This is a genomic window from Streptomyces sp. NPDC047525 (genome assembly GCF_040643025.1).
In the GTDB taxonomy this organism is placed as follows: Bacteria; Actinomycetota; Actinomycetes; order Streptomycetales; family Streptomycetaceae; genus Streptomyces; species Streptomyces durmitorensis.
The window spans coordinates 374393-392444 of the sequence record NZ_JBEYTL010000003.1; the positions used below are offsets into that span (position 1 = coordinate 374393).

Consider the following 18052-nt stretch of genomic DNA (forward strand, 5'->3'; position numbering starts at 1 on the left):
GCCCCCTATTTACGAAACTGCCGTAGCGTAATTATGATGCGCCCAAGTCGCCTACTGTGGAGGCACGTTGACCGCCCTCGCCCTGGCCTACAACCCGGCCATGCTGCTGTTCCGCTTCCTCTTCGAACTTTTCGCGCTGGGCTGTCTCGGTCTGTGGGCGTGGCGCAGGACACCGTCGCCGTGGCGCTGGCTCACCGTCGTCGCGTTACCCGTCTTCGTCGGCTGGGCCTGGGGCGCCTTCGCCGTCTCGGGCGACGAGTCACGCTCGGGCGAGACCGACTACGAGACGCCGGGCCCGATCCGGCTGCTCCTCGAACTCGCCGTGTTCTTCGGGGCGGTCGCGGCCCTCTACCAGCTGGAGATCCGCCGGGTCGCCCGCTGGTTCCTCATCGCCCTCGTCGTCTACCACGTCCTCGCCTACGACCGGGTCTGGTGGCTCCTGACGAAGTGACGGGGTGGCGTCAGTGGTGCCCGTCCCCGCCGCCCTGCTGGATCTCCAGATACTCCTCGGGAGTCGCCTTGGGCACCTGCGCCGACGGTCCGTACATGGCCCGGCCGAGGCGTGCCCGCATCCGCTCGCCCCGGGTGACCTTGCGCGCCACGCCCTGCGCGTCGACCTCGGGGCCGATCTCGTACGGCTTGGGCTGCTCGTGCGCGGTCAGGGTGTACAGCTCGCCCTGCGAGAGCGGGACATGCACCTCCACGTACTCACCGTGGGGCAGGCGTTTGATCGTGCCGCTCTCCCGGCCGTGCAGCGCCTTCTCACGGTCGCGGAGCTGCAGCCCCATGCACCATCGGTGGGTCACGAAGAAGGCGAGCACCGGACCGACGAAGCACGCGATCCGCACGAACCACGTGATCCCGTTGATGGAGAGATGGAAGTGCGTGGCCCAGACGTCGTTGCCGCCGCCCACCATCAGTACGGCGAACAGCGTCAGCCACGCCACGCCGAGCCCGGTGCGCACCGGGGCGTTGCGCGGCCGGTCCGCGATGTGGTGCTCGCGCTTGTCGCCGGTGACCCAGGCCTCGATGAACGGATAGACGGCGATGGCCATCAGGATCAGCGGGAAGAGCGAGAACGGGATGAAGACACCCAGTTCGAGCGTGTGCCCCCAGACATTGATCTCCCAGCTGGGCATCACCCGGATCAGACCTTCGGAGAAGCCCAGATACCAGTCGGGTTGAGCGCCCGTGGAGACCAGGTCCGGGCGGTAGGGCCCGATCACCCACACCGGGTTGATGGTGGCGACCGCACCCATGATCGCCAGGACGCCGAAGACCAGGAAGAAGAAGCCGCCCGCCTTGGCGATGTAGATGGGCAGGAAGGGCGCCCCGACCACGTTCTTCTCGGTCTTGCCCGGCCCGGCGAACTGGGTGTGCTTGTGGTAGAAGACCAGGATCAGGTGGGCGACGACGAGCCCCAGCATGATCCCCGGCAACAGCAGGACATGGACGCTGAAGAGCCGCGGAATGATGGCGTCGCCCGGGAACTCTCCGCCGAAGAGGAAGAAGGAGAGATACGTCCCCACGACCGGGGCGGACAGGATCGCCCCCTGTGCGAAGCGGATGCCGGTGCCCGAGAGCAGGTCGTCCGGGAGCGAGTAGCCGGTGAGGCCGGTGATGATCCCGAGGAACAGGAGCGTCCAGCCGAACAGCCAGTTGACCTCACGCGGCTTGCGGAAGGCGCCGGTGAAGAACACCCGCATCATGTGCACGAGCATGGCGGCGACGAAGACGATCGCGGCCCAGTGGTGGATCTGCCGGATCAGCAGCCCGCCGCGCACTTCCATGCTGATCTCGACCGTGGACTCGAACGCCCGGGTCATCTGGATGCCCTTGAGCGGCGTGTAGACGCCGTCGTAGATGACCTCGGATCCGCTCGGCTCGAAGAACAGCGTCAGATAGATGCCGGTGAGGATCAGGATCAGGAAGCTGTAGAGGCAGATCTCCCCGAACATGAAGGACCAGTGGTCAGGGAAGATCTTGCGCATCTGGCTCTTGGCCAGGGTGTTGATGCCGAGGCGGCCGTCCGCCCAGTCGGCGACCCGCTCCCCCTTGCCGGCCGGAGCCGGACGTTTGCTGTCCCGGGTGTGCTCGACGCTTCCGCTCATTCGACTCCCCCTCAGGCGGCTACCAGGCTAGATCAAGGGGTTCCCCGCGCCAACAGGCCCTGCCTGACCGGTAGTTGAGGATCATCGGACGCGCTGGTCAGGACCGGCAGGGCCGACGGATCCAAGGGGCCGAGAAGTCGATTGCCGGGCCGCCGTCCCGTGTGAGACATTCGCTCTTCCTCACGGCCCGTCTCCAAGGCCACCTTCAAGGCCCTCTCCACGGCCCTCTCCTCAAGGAGCCCGTCATGACGCTCGGCGCGGTGCCCGGCCTGGTGCTCGGCGACGCCTCCCGCACTTCGACGCGGGAGCCGTACCGCCTTTCCTGAGCCGACCGCTCCCGCTCCTCGTCGAAGTGCTGTTCGTGCCCCGCACGTTCACTCTCTGAGGAGTATTTGTGTCCGAGATCCACTGGATCGACGGCGACACCGAGCACACCGCCCGCTGGCACTCCGAGACCGGAATGCCCGCGCCCCGCCATGTCGTCCCGGCCGACGACCGCATGAACGCCTCCACCGCCCACCGCCTCGCCTGCGAGGGCACCGCCCTGCTGTGGCAGGGGGACTACCACCAGGCGCGCCAGTTGCTGCGCGCGATGGGCCGCCGGATCGACCGCAAGGCCCCCGTGGCCTCGTCCGCACAGGCGGCCTTCCACCTCCAGCGGCGCGCCAGTGGCCACCGGGCCCGCGTGCTCGGCAGGCTCATCGTGCCGCTCGGCGCGGACCACACGCTCGCCCTGCGCAGGGCTCCGGATGTCCGGGCCGCCTGCGAGGAGGCGTACGGCCCGCCCCTGCCGACCCCGTCGGTGGTCTCGCTGCGGGAGCTGCTCGGTGTGCTCGGCGCGCACCAGTGGCGCGCCAAGGGCGTGGACGTTCCCGCGATCGGCGCCCGGATCCATCCGCACTACGGGGTGTTCTCGCCGGTCAGGGGTGAGTACGTCGACCTGGTGGCGCGGGCACCGCTGCCCCGCCCCGTCTCACTCGGAGCACCGGCCTTCGACCTCGGCACCGGCACCGGCGTCCTGGCCGCGGTCCTCGCCCACCGGGGCGTGCGGCGCGTCGTGGCCACCGACGACAACCCCCGTGCGCTGACCTGCGCCCGCGCCAACATGAGCCGCCTCGGTCTGACCGGGCAGGTGGAGATCGCAGGTGGCGGGGAACTCTTCCCGCCCGGCCGCGCCGCCCTCGTCGTGTGCAACCCGCCCTGGCTCCCCGCGAAGCCCAACTCGGCCCTGGAGCAAGGCGTCTACGACCCCAAGGGCGCCATGCTCCACGCCTTCCTGACGGGCCTGGCCGCTCATCTGGTGCCCGGCGGCGAAGGCTGGCTGATCATGTCGGACCTGGCCGAACACCTGGGCCTGCGCGCACCCGGCGAACTCCCTTCGGCCATCACCGGAGCGGGCCTGCGGGTCGCGGACCGCCTCGACACCCGGCCACGTCACCCCCGGGCATCCGACCCCGCGGACCCCCTGCACGCGGCACGTGCCGCCGAGGTCACGTCGCTGTGGCGTCTGACGGCCCAGCCGCCGGAGCGCTCCCCTGCCCCTCCACCTCACGGACCAGGTCGATCGCCCGCCCCAGGGTCGTGAGCCGCGCCTCCAGGCTCTCGCCCGCGGGGTAGAAGCGGACCGTGTCCACGCCCGCGTCGCGCCACACCCTCAGCCGCTCGCGGACCATGTCCTCGGTGCCGATGAGGGTGGTGGCGAGGACCATGTCGTCGGTGATCAGGGCCGCCGCTCCGTCACGGTCGCCGGACTGCCAGCGGGTGCGGACCTGCGCCGCGATGTCGGCCCAACCCTGCCTGCTGTAGGCGTTGTTGTAGTAGTTGGTGGTGGCAGAGCCCATGCCGCCCAGGCTGAAGGCGAGTTCCGCCTTGCGGCTCGCGACCATCGTGCGCAGCGCGTCCTCGTCGTCGGCGAAGGCCACTTCGGCGCCCTGGCAGATGTTCAGGTCGCCGCGGGTGCGGCCGGAGGCGGCGAGGCCCGCGTCGAGGTGGTCGAAGTAGGCCTCCTTGGCGCCCTCGGGGACGAAGCTGGTGCCGAGCCAGCCGTCGGCGACCTCGCCGGTCAGGCGCAGCATCTTGGGCGAGAGGGTGGCCAGATAGACGGGCAGTTCGTGCTCGGCGCGCATCGACAGGCGCATGGGCCTGGCCTCGCCGCCGGGCAGCGGGATGGTGAACTCCCTTCCCGCGTAAGAGATCTTCTCCCCCGTGGCCGCCTGGCGGACGATCTCCACGGTCTCCCGCATCCGGGTGAGCGGCCGGGCGAACGGCACTCCGTGCAGGCCTTCGATCACCTGCGGTCCCGACGGACCGAGCCCGAGGACGAAGCGCCCGTCGGAGATGTTCGAGAGGGTGATCGCCGCTCGGGCGATGGCCGCCGGGGTCCGGGTCGCGAGCTGGATGATGCCGGAGCCGAGCAGCATCCGTTCCGTGCGCGCGGCCAAGTAGCCGAGCGGGGACGGCGCTTCGGATCCCCATGCCTCGGCGACCCAGCAGATGTCCATCCCCAGCTTCTCGGCCTCGGTGACGAAGTCGACGGTCTCCCGCCAGTTGGCCCCGGACGCCTCGATGGTCGTCGACGTGCGCATCACGCGTCCGCCTCTCCGGAGGCGGCGCCCTCGGCCAGCTTCTTGATCGCGCCCAGCGTGGCCGCCATGTTCTGCTCGAACTCCCGCATCCGTACGTACACGATCTTCTGCTCCTTGTCCGGCATCCGGTCGATCGCGTACGACAGGCCCGAGCGGCCGGGCCCCATCTGCATCCACTGGGTCAGCTCGGTGCCGCCGTCGTCCGCCGCCCGGAGGCTGAACCGCCAGACGGCGCTGGGCTGTTCGGGGTCCTCGACCGCCCAGGCGAACACACGCGGGGCCTCGCACTCCACCACGTACGACGTGGTCTCCCAGGCGCCGAACGACGCGTGCTCGCTGCGGCCGAGGAAGCGGGCGCCGAGCACGGGCCAGGTCGCTCCGTCCAGCCATTCGACCGACCGCAGCTCGGTGCTCAGCGTGGGCATCAGGCCGATGTCGGAGACCAGTTCCCACACGTGCTCCGGTGACGCGGCGATCCGTGTGTGCACCTCGGTCGTCGGCCTGTCCGCGTAGCGCGCGCCTGTCCACTCCATCGTGGGTCGCCTCTCTGTAGTCGCTGACCACGAGAGTTGCGTAGATAGACTCACTCGTCAAGAGTGCGGCGACGGACGGGAAGACGCGGGGAGCCGGGGAGTTCAGCGGTTGAAACGGTCCCGGATGCCCGGCCGTTCGGCCAGGCGCGCCGGGTAGCCGGGGCCGAGGCGCGGGTGGGTGTCCGCGGCCGCCATCGGCTCCTTGCAGTGACCGCAGACCACCTCGGCCGAGGCCTCGTGCCCGCAGCGGTCGTGCTCGAAGACGACGGGCGCCCCCTCGTCACCGCTCAGCCAGCGGTTGCCCCAGCTGTTCATCACGGCGAGCACGCCGAAGAAGTCGCGGCCCTTCTCGGTGAGCACGTAGTCGTAGCGGACCGGTTCGTTCTGGTAGGCGCGCTTCTCCAGCAGGCCCTCGTCGACCAGGCGGCGCAGCCGGTCGGTCAGGGTGTTGCGCGCGATGCCCAGCTCCTGCTGGAAGGCGTCGAACCGCTTGATCCCGTAGAACGCCTCGCGCAGCACGAGCGGGGTCCACCAGTCGCCCAGCAGGTCCATGGTGCGGGCGATGGAGCAGGGCCAGTTGGCAAAGGAGGTCCGCCTCATGCCGCAAGGATACGAGAAGGGGCCACGGATCCCGGTGGGTCTCGGGACTGGACTCAGCAGACCGGGGCGGGTGCGGGCGCGCTCACGTGACGTTCGACGCAAACGCGGCGCCGCCGTTGTGGAAGGGTCCGTGCTGCTGATCAAGTGGCAGGAGCCGTCACGTCGTTCCGTATCAGCCCGGAGGCTCCGTTGCTCTTCACATCCGTGGACGATGTCGCCACGCGGCTCGCCGAAACGGGCTATCTGGCCTCGACGGCCGTCGCCACCACCGTCTTCCTTGCCGACCGCCTGGGCAAGCCGCTGCTCGTGGAGGGCCCGGCGGGCGTCGGCAAGACCGAGCTGGCCAAGGCCGTCGCCGAGGTCGCGGACGCGCGCCTGGTCCGTCTCCAGTGCTACGAGGGCGTGGACGAGTCCCGCGCGCTGTACGAGTGGAACCACGCCAAGCAGCTCCTGCGCATCACCGCGGGCCGCGACGAGTCGTGGGACGAGACGCGCACGGACATCTTCAGCGAGGAGTTCCTGCTGCCGCGCCCGCTGCTCACCGCCATCCGCGGCAGCGAGCCGAAGGTCCTCCTGATCGACGAGACCGACAAGGCGGACGTCGAGGTGGAAGGGCTGCTCCTGGAAGTCCTGAGCGACTTCCAGGTCACGGTCCCCGAGCTGGGCACGATCACCGCCACGCGCCGCCCCTTCACCGTGCTCACGTCGAACGCGAGCCGTGAGCTCTCCGAGGCGCTGCGCCGCCGCTGTCTCTTCCTCCACATCGGCTTCCCCGACGAGGAGTTGGAGCGCCGGATCGTGCGCCTGAAGGTGCCGGGGCTCGACGAGGCGCTCGCCCGGTCCGTCGTCCGCGTGGTCGGCGCGCTGCGCGCGATGGACCTGCGCAAGGTGCCGTCGGTCGCCGAGACCATCGACTGGGCCCGTACGCTGCTCGCCCTCGGCGCCGACTGTCTCGACGAGGACGTCGTGCGGAGCAGTCTCGGCGTCGTGCTCAAGCACCAGGAGGACGTGCTGAAGGCGGCGGCCAAACTGGACCTGGACGCGGTGTGACCGCGCCGTCGGCGGCCGGGACCACCGGGGTACCGGAACGTGTCACCGCACTCGTGCGGGCCCTGCGCTCGCACGGCATCCGGATCGGCACGGGCGAGACGGTGGACGCCGGGATGGCGGTGGAGGCGCTCGGCCTCACCGACCGGGAGCGGCTGCGGGAGGGTCTCGCCGCCGCGCTGCTGCACGGCGAGGGGCAGCGGCCGGTGTTCGATCCGGTCTTCGACCTGTACTTTCCGCGCGGGGTCGGCGCTCCGGAGGTCCTTGACGGCTCCGGCAAGGCCTTCGACAGGGACGACCTGCGCGACCGCCTGGCCGCCGCGCTCGCCGCCGACGACCAGGCACTGCTCGTCCAATTGGCGGCCGAGGCGGTCGACGGCATGGGCGGCTACGGCACGCGGCCCGGGGCGGGAGGTGAAGGTGGCGGCTCGGGCGGTTCGGACGGGTGGTCGTCGCACCAGACGCTGTCCCGGCTCCGTCCGGAGACCCTGCTGGCCCGCGTCCTGGCCGGTATCCGCCAGGGCACCGCGGAAGGCGATTTCACCGACCGCCTCACCGCCGACGAGATCCGCCGCCGCATCGAGACCTTCCGCGACGCGGTACGCGCCGAGGCGCGCCGCCGGGTCGCCGAGCGGCGCGGCGCGGAGGTGATCGCGCGGCGGGCCATCGCCCCGACCGCCGACCGGGTCGACTTCCTCATCGCGGGCCGCGCCCAGCTCGACGAACTGCGCAGAACGGTCCAGCCACTGGCCCGCAAACTCGCGACGCGCCTCGCCGCGCGCCGCCGCCGTGCGACCCGCGGCCGGATCGACCTGCGCAGGACGCTGCGCGGCTCGCTGTCCACGGGCGGCATCCCCATGCGCCCGATCCTGCGGCGCCGCCGCCCCGCGCGCCCCGAACTGGTCCTCCTGTGCGACGTGTCCGGCTCGGTGGCGGGCTTCGCCAACTTCACGATGCTGCTGGTCCAGGCGCTGCACGACCAGTTCAGCAAGGTGCGCGTCTTCGCCTTCGTCAACCGCGTCGACGAGGTGACCGACCTCATCGCGCGGGGCACGGCCGACCCCGAGGGCCTGGGCGGCCGGATCATCTCGGGAGCGGCGGTCACCGGCTACCACGGCAGCAGTGACTACGGCTCGTCCCTGGGCGAGTTCGCGGAGCGCTACGCCGAGGCGGTCACCGCGCGCTCCACGGTCTTCGTCCTCGGCGACGCCCGCACGAACATGAGCGACCCGAACGTCCCCGCCCTGCGCACCATCGCCTCGCGCGCCCGCCAGGTGTACTGGCTCAACCCCGAGCGCCGCGCCCAGTGGCAGACGGGCGACTCGGCGGCCTCCACCTACGCCGAGTACGTGGAGATGTACGAGTGCCGCAACGCGCGGCAGCTCAGCGCGCTGATCGGGCGTCTGCTGCCGGTCTGACCAGGCGCGCGGCCGACCGTAAGCTGTCCGAACGGAGTGTCGGCGGCGGTGACGAGGAGGACGCGTGGCAGGCGACGGGCTCAAGGAGGAGATCCGGGCTCGGATCGGCGAGGTGCAAGGCGAGCTCGTCGGGCTCAGCCGGCTGATCCACGCCCATCCGGAGATCGCGTTCGAGGAGCGGCAGGCCGCCGCCTGGTGTGCGGACGTGCTGCGCGGGCACGGGTTCGCGGTGACCGCGCCTGCCTACGGGCTCGAGACCGCCTTCGAGGCGACCTTGGGGTCCGGGCCCGTGACCGTCGCGCTGGCCTGCGAGTACGACGCGCTGCCGGGCATGGGGCATGCCTGCGGGCACAATCTGATCGCGGCGGCGGGCGTGGGGGCCGCGCTCGGCCTTGCTCCGTTCGTCGATCAACTGGGCCTCACCGTGCGGGTGTTGGGGACTCCCGCCGAGGAGAGCGGTGCCGGGAAGGCGCTGCTGCTCGACGCCGGGGCCTTCGAGGGGGTCGACGCGGCGATGATGGTGCATCCGTGCCCGTTCGAGGTGGCCGACTTCCATTCGTACGCGATGGGGGCGCTGTCGGCGACGTACACGGGCAAGTCCGCGCACGCCGCGCTCAACCCGCAGGACGGGCGGAACGCGGCCGACGCGCTGACCGTGGCGCAGGTGGCGCTCGGGCTGCTGCGGCAGCAGTTGCCCGGGGAGTGGAAGGTGCACGGCATCACCACCGAGGCGGGGACGGCGCTCAACGCGATTCCCGAGCGGGCGAGCGCGGCGTACGCGCTGCGGACACCGTCCGTCGAAGAGCTGCGCGAGCTGCGGGAGCGAGTGGCGGACTGCTTCCGGGCGGGGGCGCTCGCGGCCGGGTGCACGGTGGAGCTCGAGCAGCCCGCGCCCGACTATCTCGACTTCCGGTCGGACGCCGGGCTCGTCGCACTGTGGGAGGCTAACGCGCGCGCCCTGGGGCGGCCCGAGCCGCAGCGGCGCGGGCCCTTCGCGTCCACCGACATGGGCAACGTCTCGCACGTCGTGCCCTCGATCCACCCCGTGCTCGACATCAGCGGGGGCAGCTGTGGCCCGCACCAGCCGGAGTTCGCCGCCGCGGCCGCCACGCCCCTCGCCGAACGGGCCCTGATCGACGGGGCCGTGGGGCTCGCGTGGACGGCCGCGGACTTCGCCGTCAGCCGGTCGGCGATTTCGTAGTCGCCTTCGCGGGGGCGGGCACCGATGGCTTCCCGGTCATCGTCGGTACGACCACCGGGGAGCCGTCGCCCGGTGCCTGGAGGATGTCGGCGTCGATCCCGTACAGCTCCTTGACCAGCTCGGCGGTCACCACGTCGCGGGCCGGGCCGTTCGCGACGATCTTTCCGGCGTTCATGGCGACGACGGTGTCGGCGTAGCGTGCGGCGCTCGCGAGGTCGTGCAGGACCATGACGACGGTGCGGCCCGCCGCGGCCACCTCCCGTACCAGGGACAGGACTTCGACGGCGTGCCCGAGGTCCAGGGCGCTGGTCGGCTCGTCGAGGAGCACGATCGGCGTCTGCTGCGCGAGGACCATCGCCAGCCAGCACCGCTGGCGCTGACCGCCGGAGAGGTGGTCGAGGCGGCGCGTGGCGAGCTCCGTGGTGCCGGTGGCTTCGAGCGCCTCGCGCACCGCGGCCTCGTCCTCGCGCGACCACTGGCGGAACAGCCCCTGGTGGGGGTGGCGGCCGTAGCGGACGAGTCCGGCGACGGTGACCGCCTCGGGGGCCTGCGGCGACTGGGCGAGCAGCGCGATGCGGTGGGCCGCGCGGCGCTGGGTGAGCCGCCACACGTCCTCGTCCCCGGCGCGCACGGTGCCCGAACTCGGCTTGTGGAGCCGGGAGATGGAGCGCAGGAGCGTGGACTTTCCGCAGCCGTTGGGGCCGACGATGGCGGCGACCTGTCCGCTGGGGATGGTCAGGTCGACGCCGTCCACGGCGGCCGTGTGGCCGGGGTAGCCGGAGGTGAGCGCCTCGACGGTCAGTTGCACGGGGTCAGGCCTTTCCGGTCTGCTCGGAGTTCTTGCCGAAGAGGACCCACAGGAGGAAGGGTCCGCCAAGGACGCTGGTGATGACGCCGACGGGGATCTCCACGGGGGCGACGACGCGGCCGAGCGCGTCGGCTGCGCCCACGAGGGCCGCGCCGACCAGGGCCGAGCCGATGACCGGGACACGAGTGGGTCCGCTGAGCCGGCTCGCGACCACGGGTGCGGCGAGCGCGACGAACGCGATGGGGCCGCCGATGCCGACGGCCACGCCGGACAGGGCGACGGCGAGCGCGAGGGTCACCGCGCGGACGCGGCGGACGTTGACGCCGAGGGTGGCCGCCATGTCGTCGTCGAAGCGCAGGAGTTGGAGGCGGCTGCCCGCCACGAGGGAGAGCGGGACGAGGACGAGCAGGACGAGCGACAGGGGCGTGCCGACGCTCCAGTCCCGGCCGCTGAGCGAGCCGACGGTCCAGAGGAAGACGCCGCCCGCGGTGTTGTCGTTCTCGCGGGACATGACGAGGTCGGTGACGGCGCCGATGACGGTGGAGACGCCGATGCCGACGACGAGGATCCGGTATCCCCCGCTGCCCGCGCCGCCCGCGCAGGCGACGACCACCATGGCCGCGGCGGCGGCGCCGAGCGGCCCGAGCCACCAGTCGCCGATCATGCCGGTGGACGAGCCGACGACGGAGGCGACGACGGCCGCGGTGGCGCCTTCGTTGACGCCGATGATGTCGGGGGTGGCGAGGCGGTTCCCGGCGAGCGTCTGGGTCAGGCACCCGGCGATGCCGAGCGCCGCGCCGACCATGAGCCCCACGGCGATGCGCGGGAGGCGGAAGTCCTGCACCAGCATGACGGTGGCGGAGTCCCCGGTTCCGAGCAGTCCGGAGAGGCTGTCGGAGAAGCTCATCCCGGTGGAGCTCGCGAAGGTGGCGAGCGAGACGACCGCCGCGATGACCAGCGTGAGTCCGACGGCGGCGAGGGCGCTGCGGTAGGGGAAGAGCCAGGAGAAGGCGCCGACGCGTACGGCGGTGGAGTCGGGCGGGGTGATGTCGTCCGGGGTCACATGCGCGGCCTCCGGAGCCCCTGACTCCGGTGTCTCGTGGGTACTCACGCGGCGACCCCCGCCGTGGACATCCGCTGCGACCGTGCGATCCAGATCAGCAACGGGCCGCCGATGAAGGCGAGGAGCACGCTCACAGGGGTCTCCCAGGGGCGGATCACGACCCTGGCGAGCAGGTCGGCGGCGATCATCACGTTCGCCGCGACCAGCGCCGAGAGCACCAACTGGCCCGCCATCCGGGGGCCGGTGACGGCGCGCGCGGCGTACGGGGCGAGCAGGCCGAGGAAGGCGATGGGTCCCGCGAGGGCGACCGCGGAGCCCGCGAGGAGCGTCACCGCCGCCGCGACGATCAGACGGATCCGTCCCGGGTGGTGGCCGAGCGAGCGTGCGCTGTCGTCGCCGAGTGCGAGCGCGGACAGCGGCCGTACGCAGCAGAAGGCGATCAGGAGGCCGACCGCGATCAGCGGGATCAGGGGGTAGGTCTCGGAGGTCTTGATGCCGGCCAGCGAACCGATGGTCCAGTAGCGGTAGGTGTCGAAGGTCGACTGCGTGCCGAGCAGGACGTACGACGTCATGCCGTGGAAGGTCGCGCCGAGCGCCGATCCGGCGAGGACGAGCCGCAGCGGCGATCCAGCGGCCCGCCCGGACGCGGCGAGCAGCAGCACCACCGCGCTCGCGGCCATGCCGCCGACGAGCGCCCACACCAACACGCCGTACGCCGAGGTCACTTCGAAGTAGGTGAGGCCGATCACGACACCAAGGGCCGCGCCCGAGTTGACCCCGAGGAGGCCCGTCTCGGCGAGCGGGTTGCGGGTGACGGCCTGCAGGAGGCAGCCCGCCGCGCCGAGGGCGACGCCGACCAGGGCACCGGCGAGCGTACGCGGAAGGCGTACGTCCATCACGGCGAGCCGGATCTGGGCGTCGGCCCGCGCCGAAGGATCCCCGGTGAGGAAGTCCCAGGCGCGGCCCATCGGCGTCGACCCCGACCCGACCAGGAGCGAAAGGAGGCCGAGCAGCAGAAGCAGGACAACGAGGGCGGCAGCCGCCCACAGCGTGGGGCGATGCATCTTCGCCAAGCCCGGTATCGGAGGTCTGGATCCGGACGTTGGGACCCGCCCCTCTTGCGCAACCAACATGAAGTTAGCCTAACCTAACCTTGACCTGGAGCCCCGGTTCGGGGTGTGGCCGAACTCCCTGATCCCTCAGGGCCAATTCGTCATGCCCCGACACGGCCAGGGATGACCCTTATGTCCGGACTGACCGCCGGACTACAGAAGCATGGAGATCACGGACATGTCCTCGAACCACTCCCCGCGCACCCGGCTGACCGCGGTTGCGGCCCTCACTCTGGCCTCCGCGCTCGCCCTCTCCGCCTGCGGTTCGGACTCGTCCGACGACTCCGGCTCCGGATCGGGCGACAAGGCCAAAAACGCCGCGAAGGACGTCACCGTCACCGACGCCTCCGGTGCGGAGGTAAAGGTTCCGGCCAATCCCAAGAAGGTCATCGCGCTGAGCGAGATGGACCTGGACTCCGCCCTCGCCCTGAAGGTCAAGCCCGTCGGCCTCTCCGCGGGCCGCGGCCAGAAGGGCGCCCCCGAGTACCTGAACGACCAGGCCAAGGACATCCCCGTCGTGGGCGCGGTCACCGGACCCGACATCGAGAAGGTCCTGCAGGCCAAGCCGGACGTCATCCTCGCGGGCCAGCTCGCCGACCAGCAGGTGCTCAAGCAGCTCAAGGCGATAGCCCCGACGGTCGTCACGATCGACAGAACCAAGGACTGGAAGAAGTCCCTGGAGATCACCGGCGAGGTGCTCGGCAAGTCCAACGAGGCGAGCGCGTTCCTCAAGGACTACGACACCAAGGCCGCCGCCGTGAAGAAGAACCTCGGCGACAACGCGGGCGCCAGCGTCTCCGTCGCGCGCTACTCCGCCAAGGGCACCGCCGTCATGCAGCAGGGCGTGTTCATCTCCGACGTCCTCAAGGACCTCGGCTTCAAGCGCCCCGGCATCCAGAACAAGAAGGGCGAGGGCCACTCGACGCCGCTCAGCGACGAGGACCTGAAGCAGATCGACGCCGACTGGCTGTTCATCGGCACGCTCGCCTCCGCAGGACCGGACGCCGACCTCTTCAAGGAGCTGAAGGGCAAGGCCGCGTACAAGCAGCTCGACGCGGTCAAGAAGGACCACACCACCGAGATCGACGGCTCGAAGTGGACCAGCCTGGGCGGCCCGCAGGCCGCCGTCTCCGTCCTCGAGGACGTCGAGAAGGCGATGGGCAAGTGACCTCCGGCATAGCCGACCTGGAGCTCGCGGGGCGGGTGGCCCTGGTCACCGGCGCGAACCGGGGCATCGGACAGGCAGTGGCCCGCGCGCTCGCCGAGCGCGGCGCGCGGGTCGTGGCCGCCGACCGGTCGCCCGACGTCAAGCAGCAGCCGCAGGAGACGGAGGGCGGCCGCATCACCGGCATGGTCCTCGACGTCACCGACGCGGCCGCCGTGGACGCGGCGTTCGACGAAGTCGAGCGCACCGTGGGGCCGTTGGACATCCTCGTCAACGTGGCGGGCATCCTCAGGCCCGCCCCGGTCGTCGAACTCACCGACACCGACTGGGCGGACACCTTCGCCGTCAACACGAACGGTGTCTTCCACACCTCGCGCGCCGCGGCCCGCCGCATGACCGCGCGGGGCAAGGGATCCATCGTGACGGTGGGTTCGAACGCCGCCGGGGTGCCCCGCACCCAGATGGCCGCGTACGCCGCGTCCAAGGCCGCCGCCACCATGTTCACCAAATGCCTCGGCCTCGAGGTCGCCCGCGACGGCGTGCGCTGCAACGTCGTCTCGCCGGGCTCCACGCACACCGACATGCAGCGGCAGCTGTGGACGGACGACCACGAGCAGGCCGCCGCCCGGGTCATCGACGGCGACCCGTCCTCGTACCGGGTCGGCATCCCGCTCGGCCGGATCGCCGATCCCGCCGACATCGCCGACGCGGTCACCTTCCTGGTCTCCGACCGGGCCCGGCACATCACCCTGCACGACCTGTACGTGGACGGCGGCGCCACCCTGCGCGCCTGAAAGCCGCGCCGCCCTCCCCTACTTGACGAGGAGTCATCCGTGACACCCCCCAACGACGTGGTCGCAGTCGCCGCCCCCACCACCCCCGGGGCCGTCGGCGCGGCGACCGCGCTGCTCGACGCCTACCGACCCGGCGACACCCGGTTCTTCGCGTCGCCCACCCGTACTCTCCTCGCTCACGGCACGGCCGCCGAAGTACCGCACGACGAGCGGCCGTTGACGGAGCGGGTCACCGCCACGCTCGACGCGCAGCGACGCGCGGGCAACCAGGCCCCGATCGTGGTGGGCTCCATCCCCTTCGACCCCACCGCACCCGCCGTGCTCGCCGTGCCCGAAGCGGCCCGCTGGGCGCCCGCGCTGCGCACCGACCCGCTCGTCGCGCTGCCCACTCCCCCGCCCGCCACGGCCGGCGGCTGGCAGCTGCGCGAGGTCCCGTCGGGCGCCGAGTACGCAGCTTCGGTCGAGGCCGCCGTGGCGCGCATGAAGAGCGGAGAGTTCGACAAGGTCGTCCTCGCCCGCACCCTGGAGCTGTCCACGGACAGCCCGCTCGACCTGCCCGCGATGCTCCAGCGCCTGGCACGGCGCGACCCGCGCGGCTACTCCTTCGCCGTGCCCACGGGCGCGGGCCGCACCCTCATGGGCGCGAGCCCCGAGCTGCTCGTGTCCCGGCACGGCAACCGCCTGACCGCCAACCCGCTTGCCGGTTCGACGCCCCGCTCGGCGGACCTCGCCGAGGACGTGCGCCGGGCCGCCGCGCTGCTCGAATCGGCGAAGGACCTGCACGAGCACGCCGTCGTCGTGGACGCCGTGCACAAGGCCCTCGCCCCGTTCTGCACCGACCTCGACGTCCCGGAGCGGCCCACCCTGGTCCGCACCGCCACCATGTGGCACCTGTCGACGACCGTCACCGGCGATCTTGCCGAACCGACCACCTCGGCACTGGAGTTGGCCACCGCCCTGCACCCGACTCCGGCGGTCTGCGGTACCCCTACCGGGCACGCCCGTGGCGTGATCGGCGAGCTCGAGCCCTTCGACCGCGGGCACTACACCGGCATGGTGGGATGGAGCGACGCGCGCGGCGACGGCGAGTGGGTCGTCACCATCCGCTGCGCGGAGGCCGAGGAGACACAGGGCGGCGGTGGACAGCTGCGGCTCTTCGCGGGCGCGGGTGTCGTGGCCGACTCCTCGCCCGAGGCCGAACGGGCCGAGACGGGCGCCAAGTTCCGTACGTTCCTTGATGCGGTGGGGGTCGACCGATGACGAAGACGGACAGCCTGGGGGCGGACAGCCGCAGAGACGCGCCGCGCATCCCGGAGGTGTTCGCCGAGCGCTATCGCGCCGCAGGTTACTGGCGCGGCGAGACCTTCGGCGGCATGCTCCGCGAGCGGGCCGACGCACACCCCGCCCGGGTCGCGGTCACCGACGGGGACCGGAACTGGACGTACGGCGAACTCGACGTACGCGCCGACCAGTTGGCCGCAGGGTTCATCGCCCGCGGCATCACCAAGGGTGACCGGGTCGTCGTCCAGCTGCCGAACGTCGCCGAGTTCTTCGAGGTGATCTTCGCGCTCTTCCGGATCGGCGCCCTGCCGGTCTTCGCGCTGCCCGCGCACCGCGAGACGGAGATCCACTACTTCTGCGAGTTCACCGAGGCCGTCGCCTACGTCATCCCGGACCGGGCCGGCGGCTTCGACCACCGCGACCTCGCTTCGAAGATCCGTGCCGAAGTGCCCACGCTGCGCGACGTGTTCGTGGTGGGCGACCCGGGCGAGCACACGGCCCTGGCCGACGTGCCGCGCGAGCCGGTCGAGATCGACGGCCCCGCGCCGTCCGACCTCGCGTTCCTCCAGCTCTCGGGCGGCAGCACCGGCGTGCCCAAGCTGATCCCCCGCACCCACGACGACTACATGTACTCGCTGTGGGGCTCGAACGAGATCTGTGGCGTGACGGAGGACTCGGTCTACCTCGTGGCGCTGCCCGCGGCGCACAACTTCCCGCTGTCGTCGCCCGGTTCACTGGGTCTGTTCTACGCGGGCGGCCGTGTCGTGATGTGCCCGCAGCCCGACCCGGACACCGCGTTCCCGCTCATCGAGCGCGAACGCGTGACGATCACCGGTCTCGTCCCGCCGCTCGCCCTGGTCTGGACGGACGCGGGGCGCACCACTCCGTACGACATCTCCAGCCTCGACGTACTCCTCGTGGGCGGCGCGAAGTTCAGCGAGTCGGCGGCGCGCCGCGTCGCCCCCGCGCTCGGCTGCACCCTCCAGCAGGTCTTCGGGATGGCCGAGGGCCTGGTCAACTACACGCGTCTTGACGACCCGGCGGAGACCATCGTCACCACGCAGGGCCGTCCGATCTCCCCGGACGACGAGGTCCGCATCGTCGACGACCTCGACCAGGACGTGCCGGACGGCGAGGCGGGCCACCTGCTGACCCGCGGCCCGTACACCATTCGCGGCTACTGGCGCGCCCCCGAGCACAACGCACGCTCGTTCACCGCCGACGGCTTCTACCGCACCGGCGACATCGTGAGCCGCACCCCCACCGGACATCTGGTGGTGGAGGGCCGGGCGAAGGACCAGATCAACCGCGGCGGCGAGAAGATCGCACCGGAGGAGGTCGAGAACATCATCCTCGCCCACCCCCACGTGCACGACGTGTCGGTCGTCGCCGTCCCCGACGAGTACCTCGGCGAGCGGACCCTCGCGTACGTGATCCTGCGCGCGGACGCCGAACCGCTGAAGCCCGTCGTCATCAAGAAGTTCGTACGGGAGCGCGGGCTCGCCGCGTACAAGGTGCCCGACCGGGTCGAGTTCGTGACCGCATTCCCACAGACCGGCATCGGCAAGATCAGCAAGAAGGACCAGCGGACGACCGCCGCCGCTCCGGGCGCCTGACCTCTGCCCGCTCCGGGCAGCCGACCCCTGCCCGGCAGCACCCCGATCCACCCAGCTTTCCTGAGTTCCCGAAAGGCCTCCAGACATGGCGCTCCCCGCCGTCACGCCGTACCCGATGCCCTCGTCCGACGAGCTGCCCGACAACCGGGTCGCGTGGACCATCGACCCGCAGCGGGCGGTGCTGCTCGTCCATGACCTGCAGAACCACTTCCTGACCGCCTACACCCCCGACACCTCGCCGACCACCGAACTGCTCGCCAATGTCGGCGAGTTGGCGAAGGCGGCCCGCGCGTCCGGCATCCCCGTCCTGTACTCAGCGCAGCCGGGCGGCCAGTCGCCGGCCGAGCGCGGCCTGCAGCAGGACTTCTGGGGCCCCGGACTGCCCGACGACGAGCACGCGAAGGCGATCGCGGGCCCGGTCGCGCCGGAGCCCGGCGACACCGTGCTCACGAAGTGGAAGTACAGCGCGTACGTCCGCACCGACCTCGAGGAGCGCATGCGCGAGGCGGGCCGGGACCAGATCGTCATCGTGGGTGTGTACGCCCACATCGGCGTCCTGATGACGGCCGCCGACGCGTGGATGCGTGACGTGCAGGCCTTCGTCGTCGCCGACGCCGTGGCCGACTTCTCCCGCGAGGACCACGACATGGCGCTGCGCTACGCGGCGGGACGGTGCGCGGTCGTCACCACCACCGACACGGTTCTGAAGGGGATCTGA

General features: G+C 71.4%; 17 protein-coding genes. 10 read left to right on the top strand and 7 right to left on the bottom strand.

What is annotated here, in order from left to right; translation table 11 throughout:
• The first annotated feature begins 67 nt into the window (after positions 1-67).
• Complete coding sequence (locus ABZ833_RS10645) at positions 68-451, top strand: YrdB family protein (protein WP_361043948.1); 384 nt, start codon at positions 68-70, stop codon at positions 449-451.
• 10 nt (positions 452-461) lie between these two features.
• Here ABZ833_RS10645 and ABZ833_RS10650 read toward each other — a convergent pair whose 3' ends face one another.
• Positions 462-2111 (bottom strand): cytochrome bc complex cytochrome b subunit, encoded by a 1650-nt coding sequence (locus ABZ833_RS10650; RefSeq protein ID WP_361043951.1) that lies wholly within the window; start codon positions 2109-2111, stop codon positions 462-464.
• A gap of 394 nt (positions 2112-2505) precedes the next feature.
• On the opposite strand from ABZ833_RS10650, the gene ABZ833_RS10655 reads away from it, so the two are divergent.
• Positions 2506-3696, top strand: a complete 1191-nt coding sequence (locus tag ABZ833_RS10655; RefSeq protein WP_361043954.1) for a class I SAM-dependent methyltransferase — start codon at positions 2506-2508, stop codon at positions 3694-3696.
• On the opposite strand, the gene ABZ833_RS10660 is transcribed toward ABZ833_RS10655, so the two are convergent.
• The 3 genes from ABZ833_RS10660 to ABZ833_RS10670 form a co-directional block, all read right to left on the bottom strand.
• Positions 3602-4696, bottom strand: coding sequence for an LLM class flavin-dependent oxidoreductase (locus tag ABZ833_RS10660; protein ID WP_361043957.1), 1095 nt, complete (start codon positions 4694-4696; stop codon positions 3602-3604). The genes ABZ833_RS10655 and ABZ833_RS10660 overlap by 95 nt on opposite strands.
• Positions 4696-5229: an SRPBCC family protein gene (locus tag ABZ833_RS10665; RefSeq protein ID WP_361043960.1), complete on the bottom strand. Its 534-nt coding sequence runs from the start codon at positions 5227-5229 to the stop codon at positions 4696-4698. The genes ABZ833_RS10660 and ABZ833_RS10665 overlap by 1 nt, the downstream gene beginning before the upstream one ends.
• A 102-nt stretch (positions 5230-5331) precedes the next feature.
• The gene (locus tag ABZ833_RS10670; protein ID WP_361043963.1) at positions 5332-5829 is read right to left on the bottom strand and encodes a helix-turn-helix domain-containing protein; all 498 of its coding nucleotides are present in this window, start codon (positions 5827-5829) and stop codon (positions 5332-5334) included.
• Positions 5830-6018: 189 nt separating this feature from the next.
• Between ABZ833_RS10670 and ABZ833_RS10675 the strand changes: the two genes are divergently transcribed.
• From ABZ833_RS10675 to ABZ833_RS10685, 3 genes are all read left to right on the top strand, one after another.
• Positions 6019-6879 carry a MoxR family ATPase gene (locus ABZ833_RS10675; protein WP_361044774.1) on the top strand — a complete coding sequence of 287 codons (861 nt, stop codon included), beginning with the start codon at positions 6019-6021 and terminating at the stop codon, positions 6877-6879.
• Positions 6876-8294 carry a VWA domain-containing protein gene (locus ABZ833_RS10680; RefSeq protein WP_361043965.1) on the top strand — a complete coding sequence of 473 codons (1419 nt, stop codon included), beginning with the start codon at positions 6876-6878 and terminating at the stop codon, positions 8292-8294. The genes ABZ833_RS10675 and ABZ833_RS10680 overlap by 4 nt, the downstream gene beginning before the upstream one ends.
• Before the next feature lie 64 nt (positions 8295-8358).
• The gene (locus ABZ833_RS10685; protein WP_361043968.1) at positions 8359-9495 is read left to right on the top strand and encodes a M20 family metallopeptidase; all 1137 of its coding nucleotides are present in this window, start codon (positions 8359-8361) and stop codon (positions 9493-9495) included.
• On the opposite strand, the gene ABZ833_RS10690 is transcribed toward ABZ833_RS10685, so the two are convergent.
• Genes ABZ833_RS10690 through ABZ833_RS10700 form a run of 3 tightly spaced genes read right to left on the bottom strand, consistent with a single transcriptional unit; the run spans position 9473 to position 12430 of the window.
• The gene (locus ABZ833_RS10690; protein ID WP_361043971.1) at positions 9473-10303 is read right to left on the bottom strand and encodes an ABC transporter ATP-binding protein; all 831 of its coding nucleotides are present in this window, start codon (positions 10301-10303) and stop codon (positions 9473-9475) included. The genes ABZ833_RS10685 and ABZ833_RS10690 overlap by 23 nt on opposite strands.
• A gap of 4 nt (positions 10304-10307) precedes the next feature.
• Positions 10308-11366, bottom strand: a complete 1059-nt coding sequence (locus ABZ833_RS10695) for an iron ABC transporter permease (RefSeq protein ID WP_361044777.1) — start codon at positions 11364-11366, stop codon at positions 10308-10310.
• Between the two features lie 44 nt (positions 11367-11410).
• Complete coding sequence (locus ABZ833_RS10700; protein ID WP_361044780.1) at positions 11411-12430, bottom strand: iron ABC transporter permease; 1020 nt, start codon at positions 12428-12430, stop codon at positions 11411-11413.
• 226 nt (positions 12431-12656) lie between these two features.
• Here ABZ833_RS10700 and ABZ833_RS10705 point away from each other — a divergent pair, with 226 nt between their 5' ends.
• The 5 genes from ABZ833_RS10705 (at position 12657) to ABZ833_RS10725 (ending at position 18052) form a co-directional block, all read left to right on the top strand.
• The gene (locus ABZ833_RS10705) at positions 12657-13646 is read left to right on the top strand and encodes an iron-siderophore ABC transporter substrate-binding protein (RefSeq protein WP_361043974.1); all 990 of its coding nucleotides are present in this window, start codon (positions 12657-12659) and stop codon (positions 13644-13646) included.
• Positions 13643-14437 carry a 2,3-dihydro-2,3-dihydroxybenzoate dehydrogenase gene (locus ABZ833_RS10710; RefSeq protein WP_361043976.1) on the top strand — a complete coding sequence of 265 codons (795 nt, stop codon included), beginning with the start codon at positions 13643-13645 and terminating at the stop codon, positions 14435-14437. The genes ABZ833_RS10705 and ABZ833_RS10710 overlap by 4 nt, the downstream gene beginning before the upstream one ends.
• 39 nt (positions 14438-14476) lie before the next feature.
• Positions 14477-15697, top strand: coding sequence for an isochorismate synthase DhbC (gene dhbC, locus ABZ833_RS10715; RefSeq protein WP_361043978.1), 1221 nt, complete (start codon positions 14477-14479; stop codon positions 15695-15697).
• Positions 15694-17334 (top strand): (2,3-dihydroxybenzoyl)adenylate synthase, encoded by a 1641-nt coding sequence (locus tag ABZ833_RS10720; RefSeq protein ID WP_361043980.1) that lies wholly within the window; start codon positions 15694-15696, stop codon positions 17332-17334. The genes dhbC and ABZ833_RS10720 overlap by 4 nt, the downstream gene beginning before the upstream one ends.
• A gap of 85 nt (positions 17335-17419) precedes the next feature.
• Entirely contained in the window at positions 17420-18052 is a 633-nt protein-coding gene (locus ABZ833_RS10725) for an isochorismatase family protein (RefSeq protein WP_249586616.1), read from the top strand.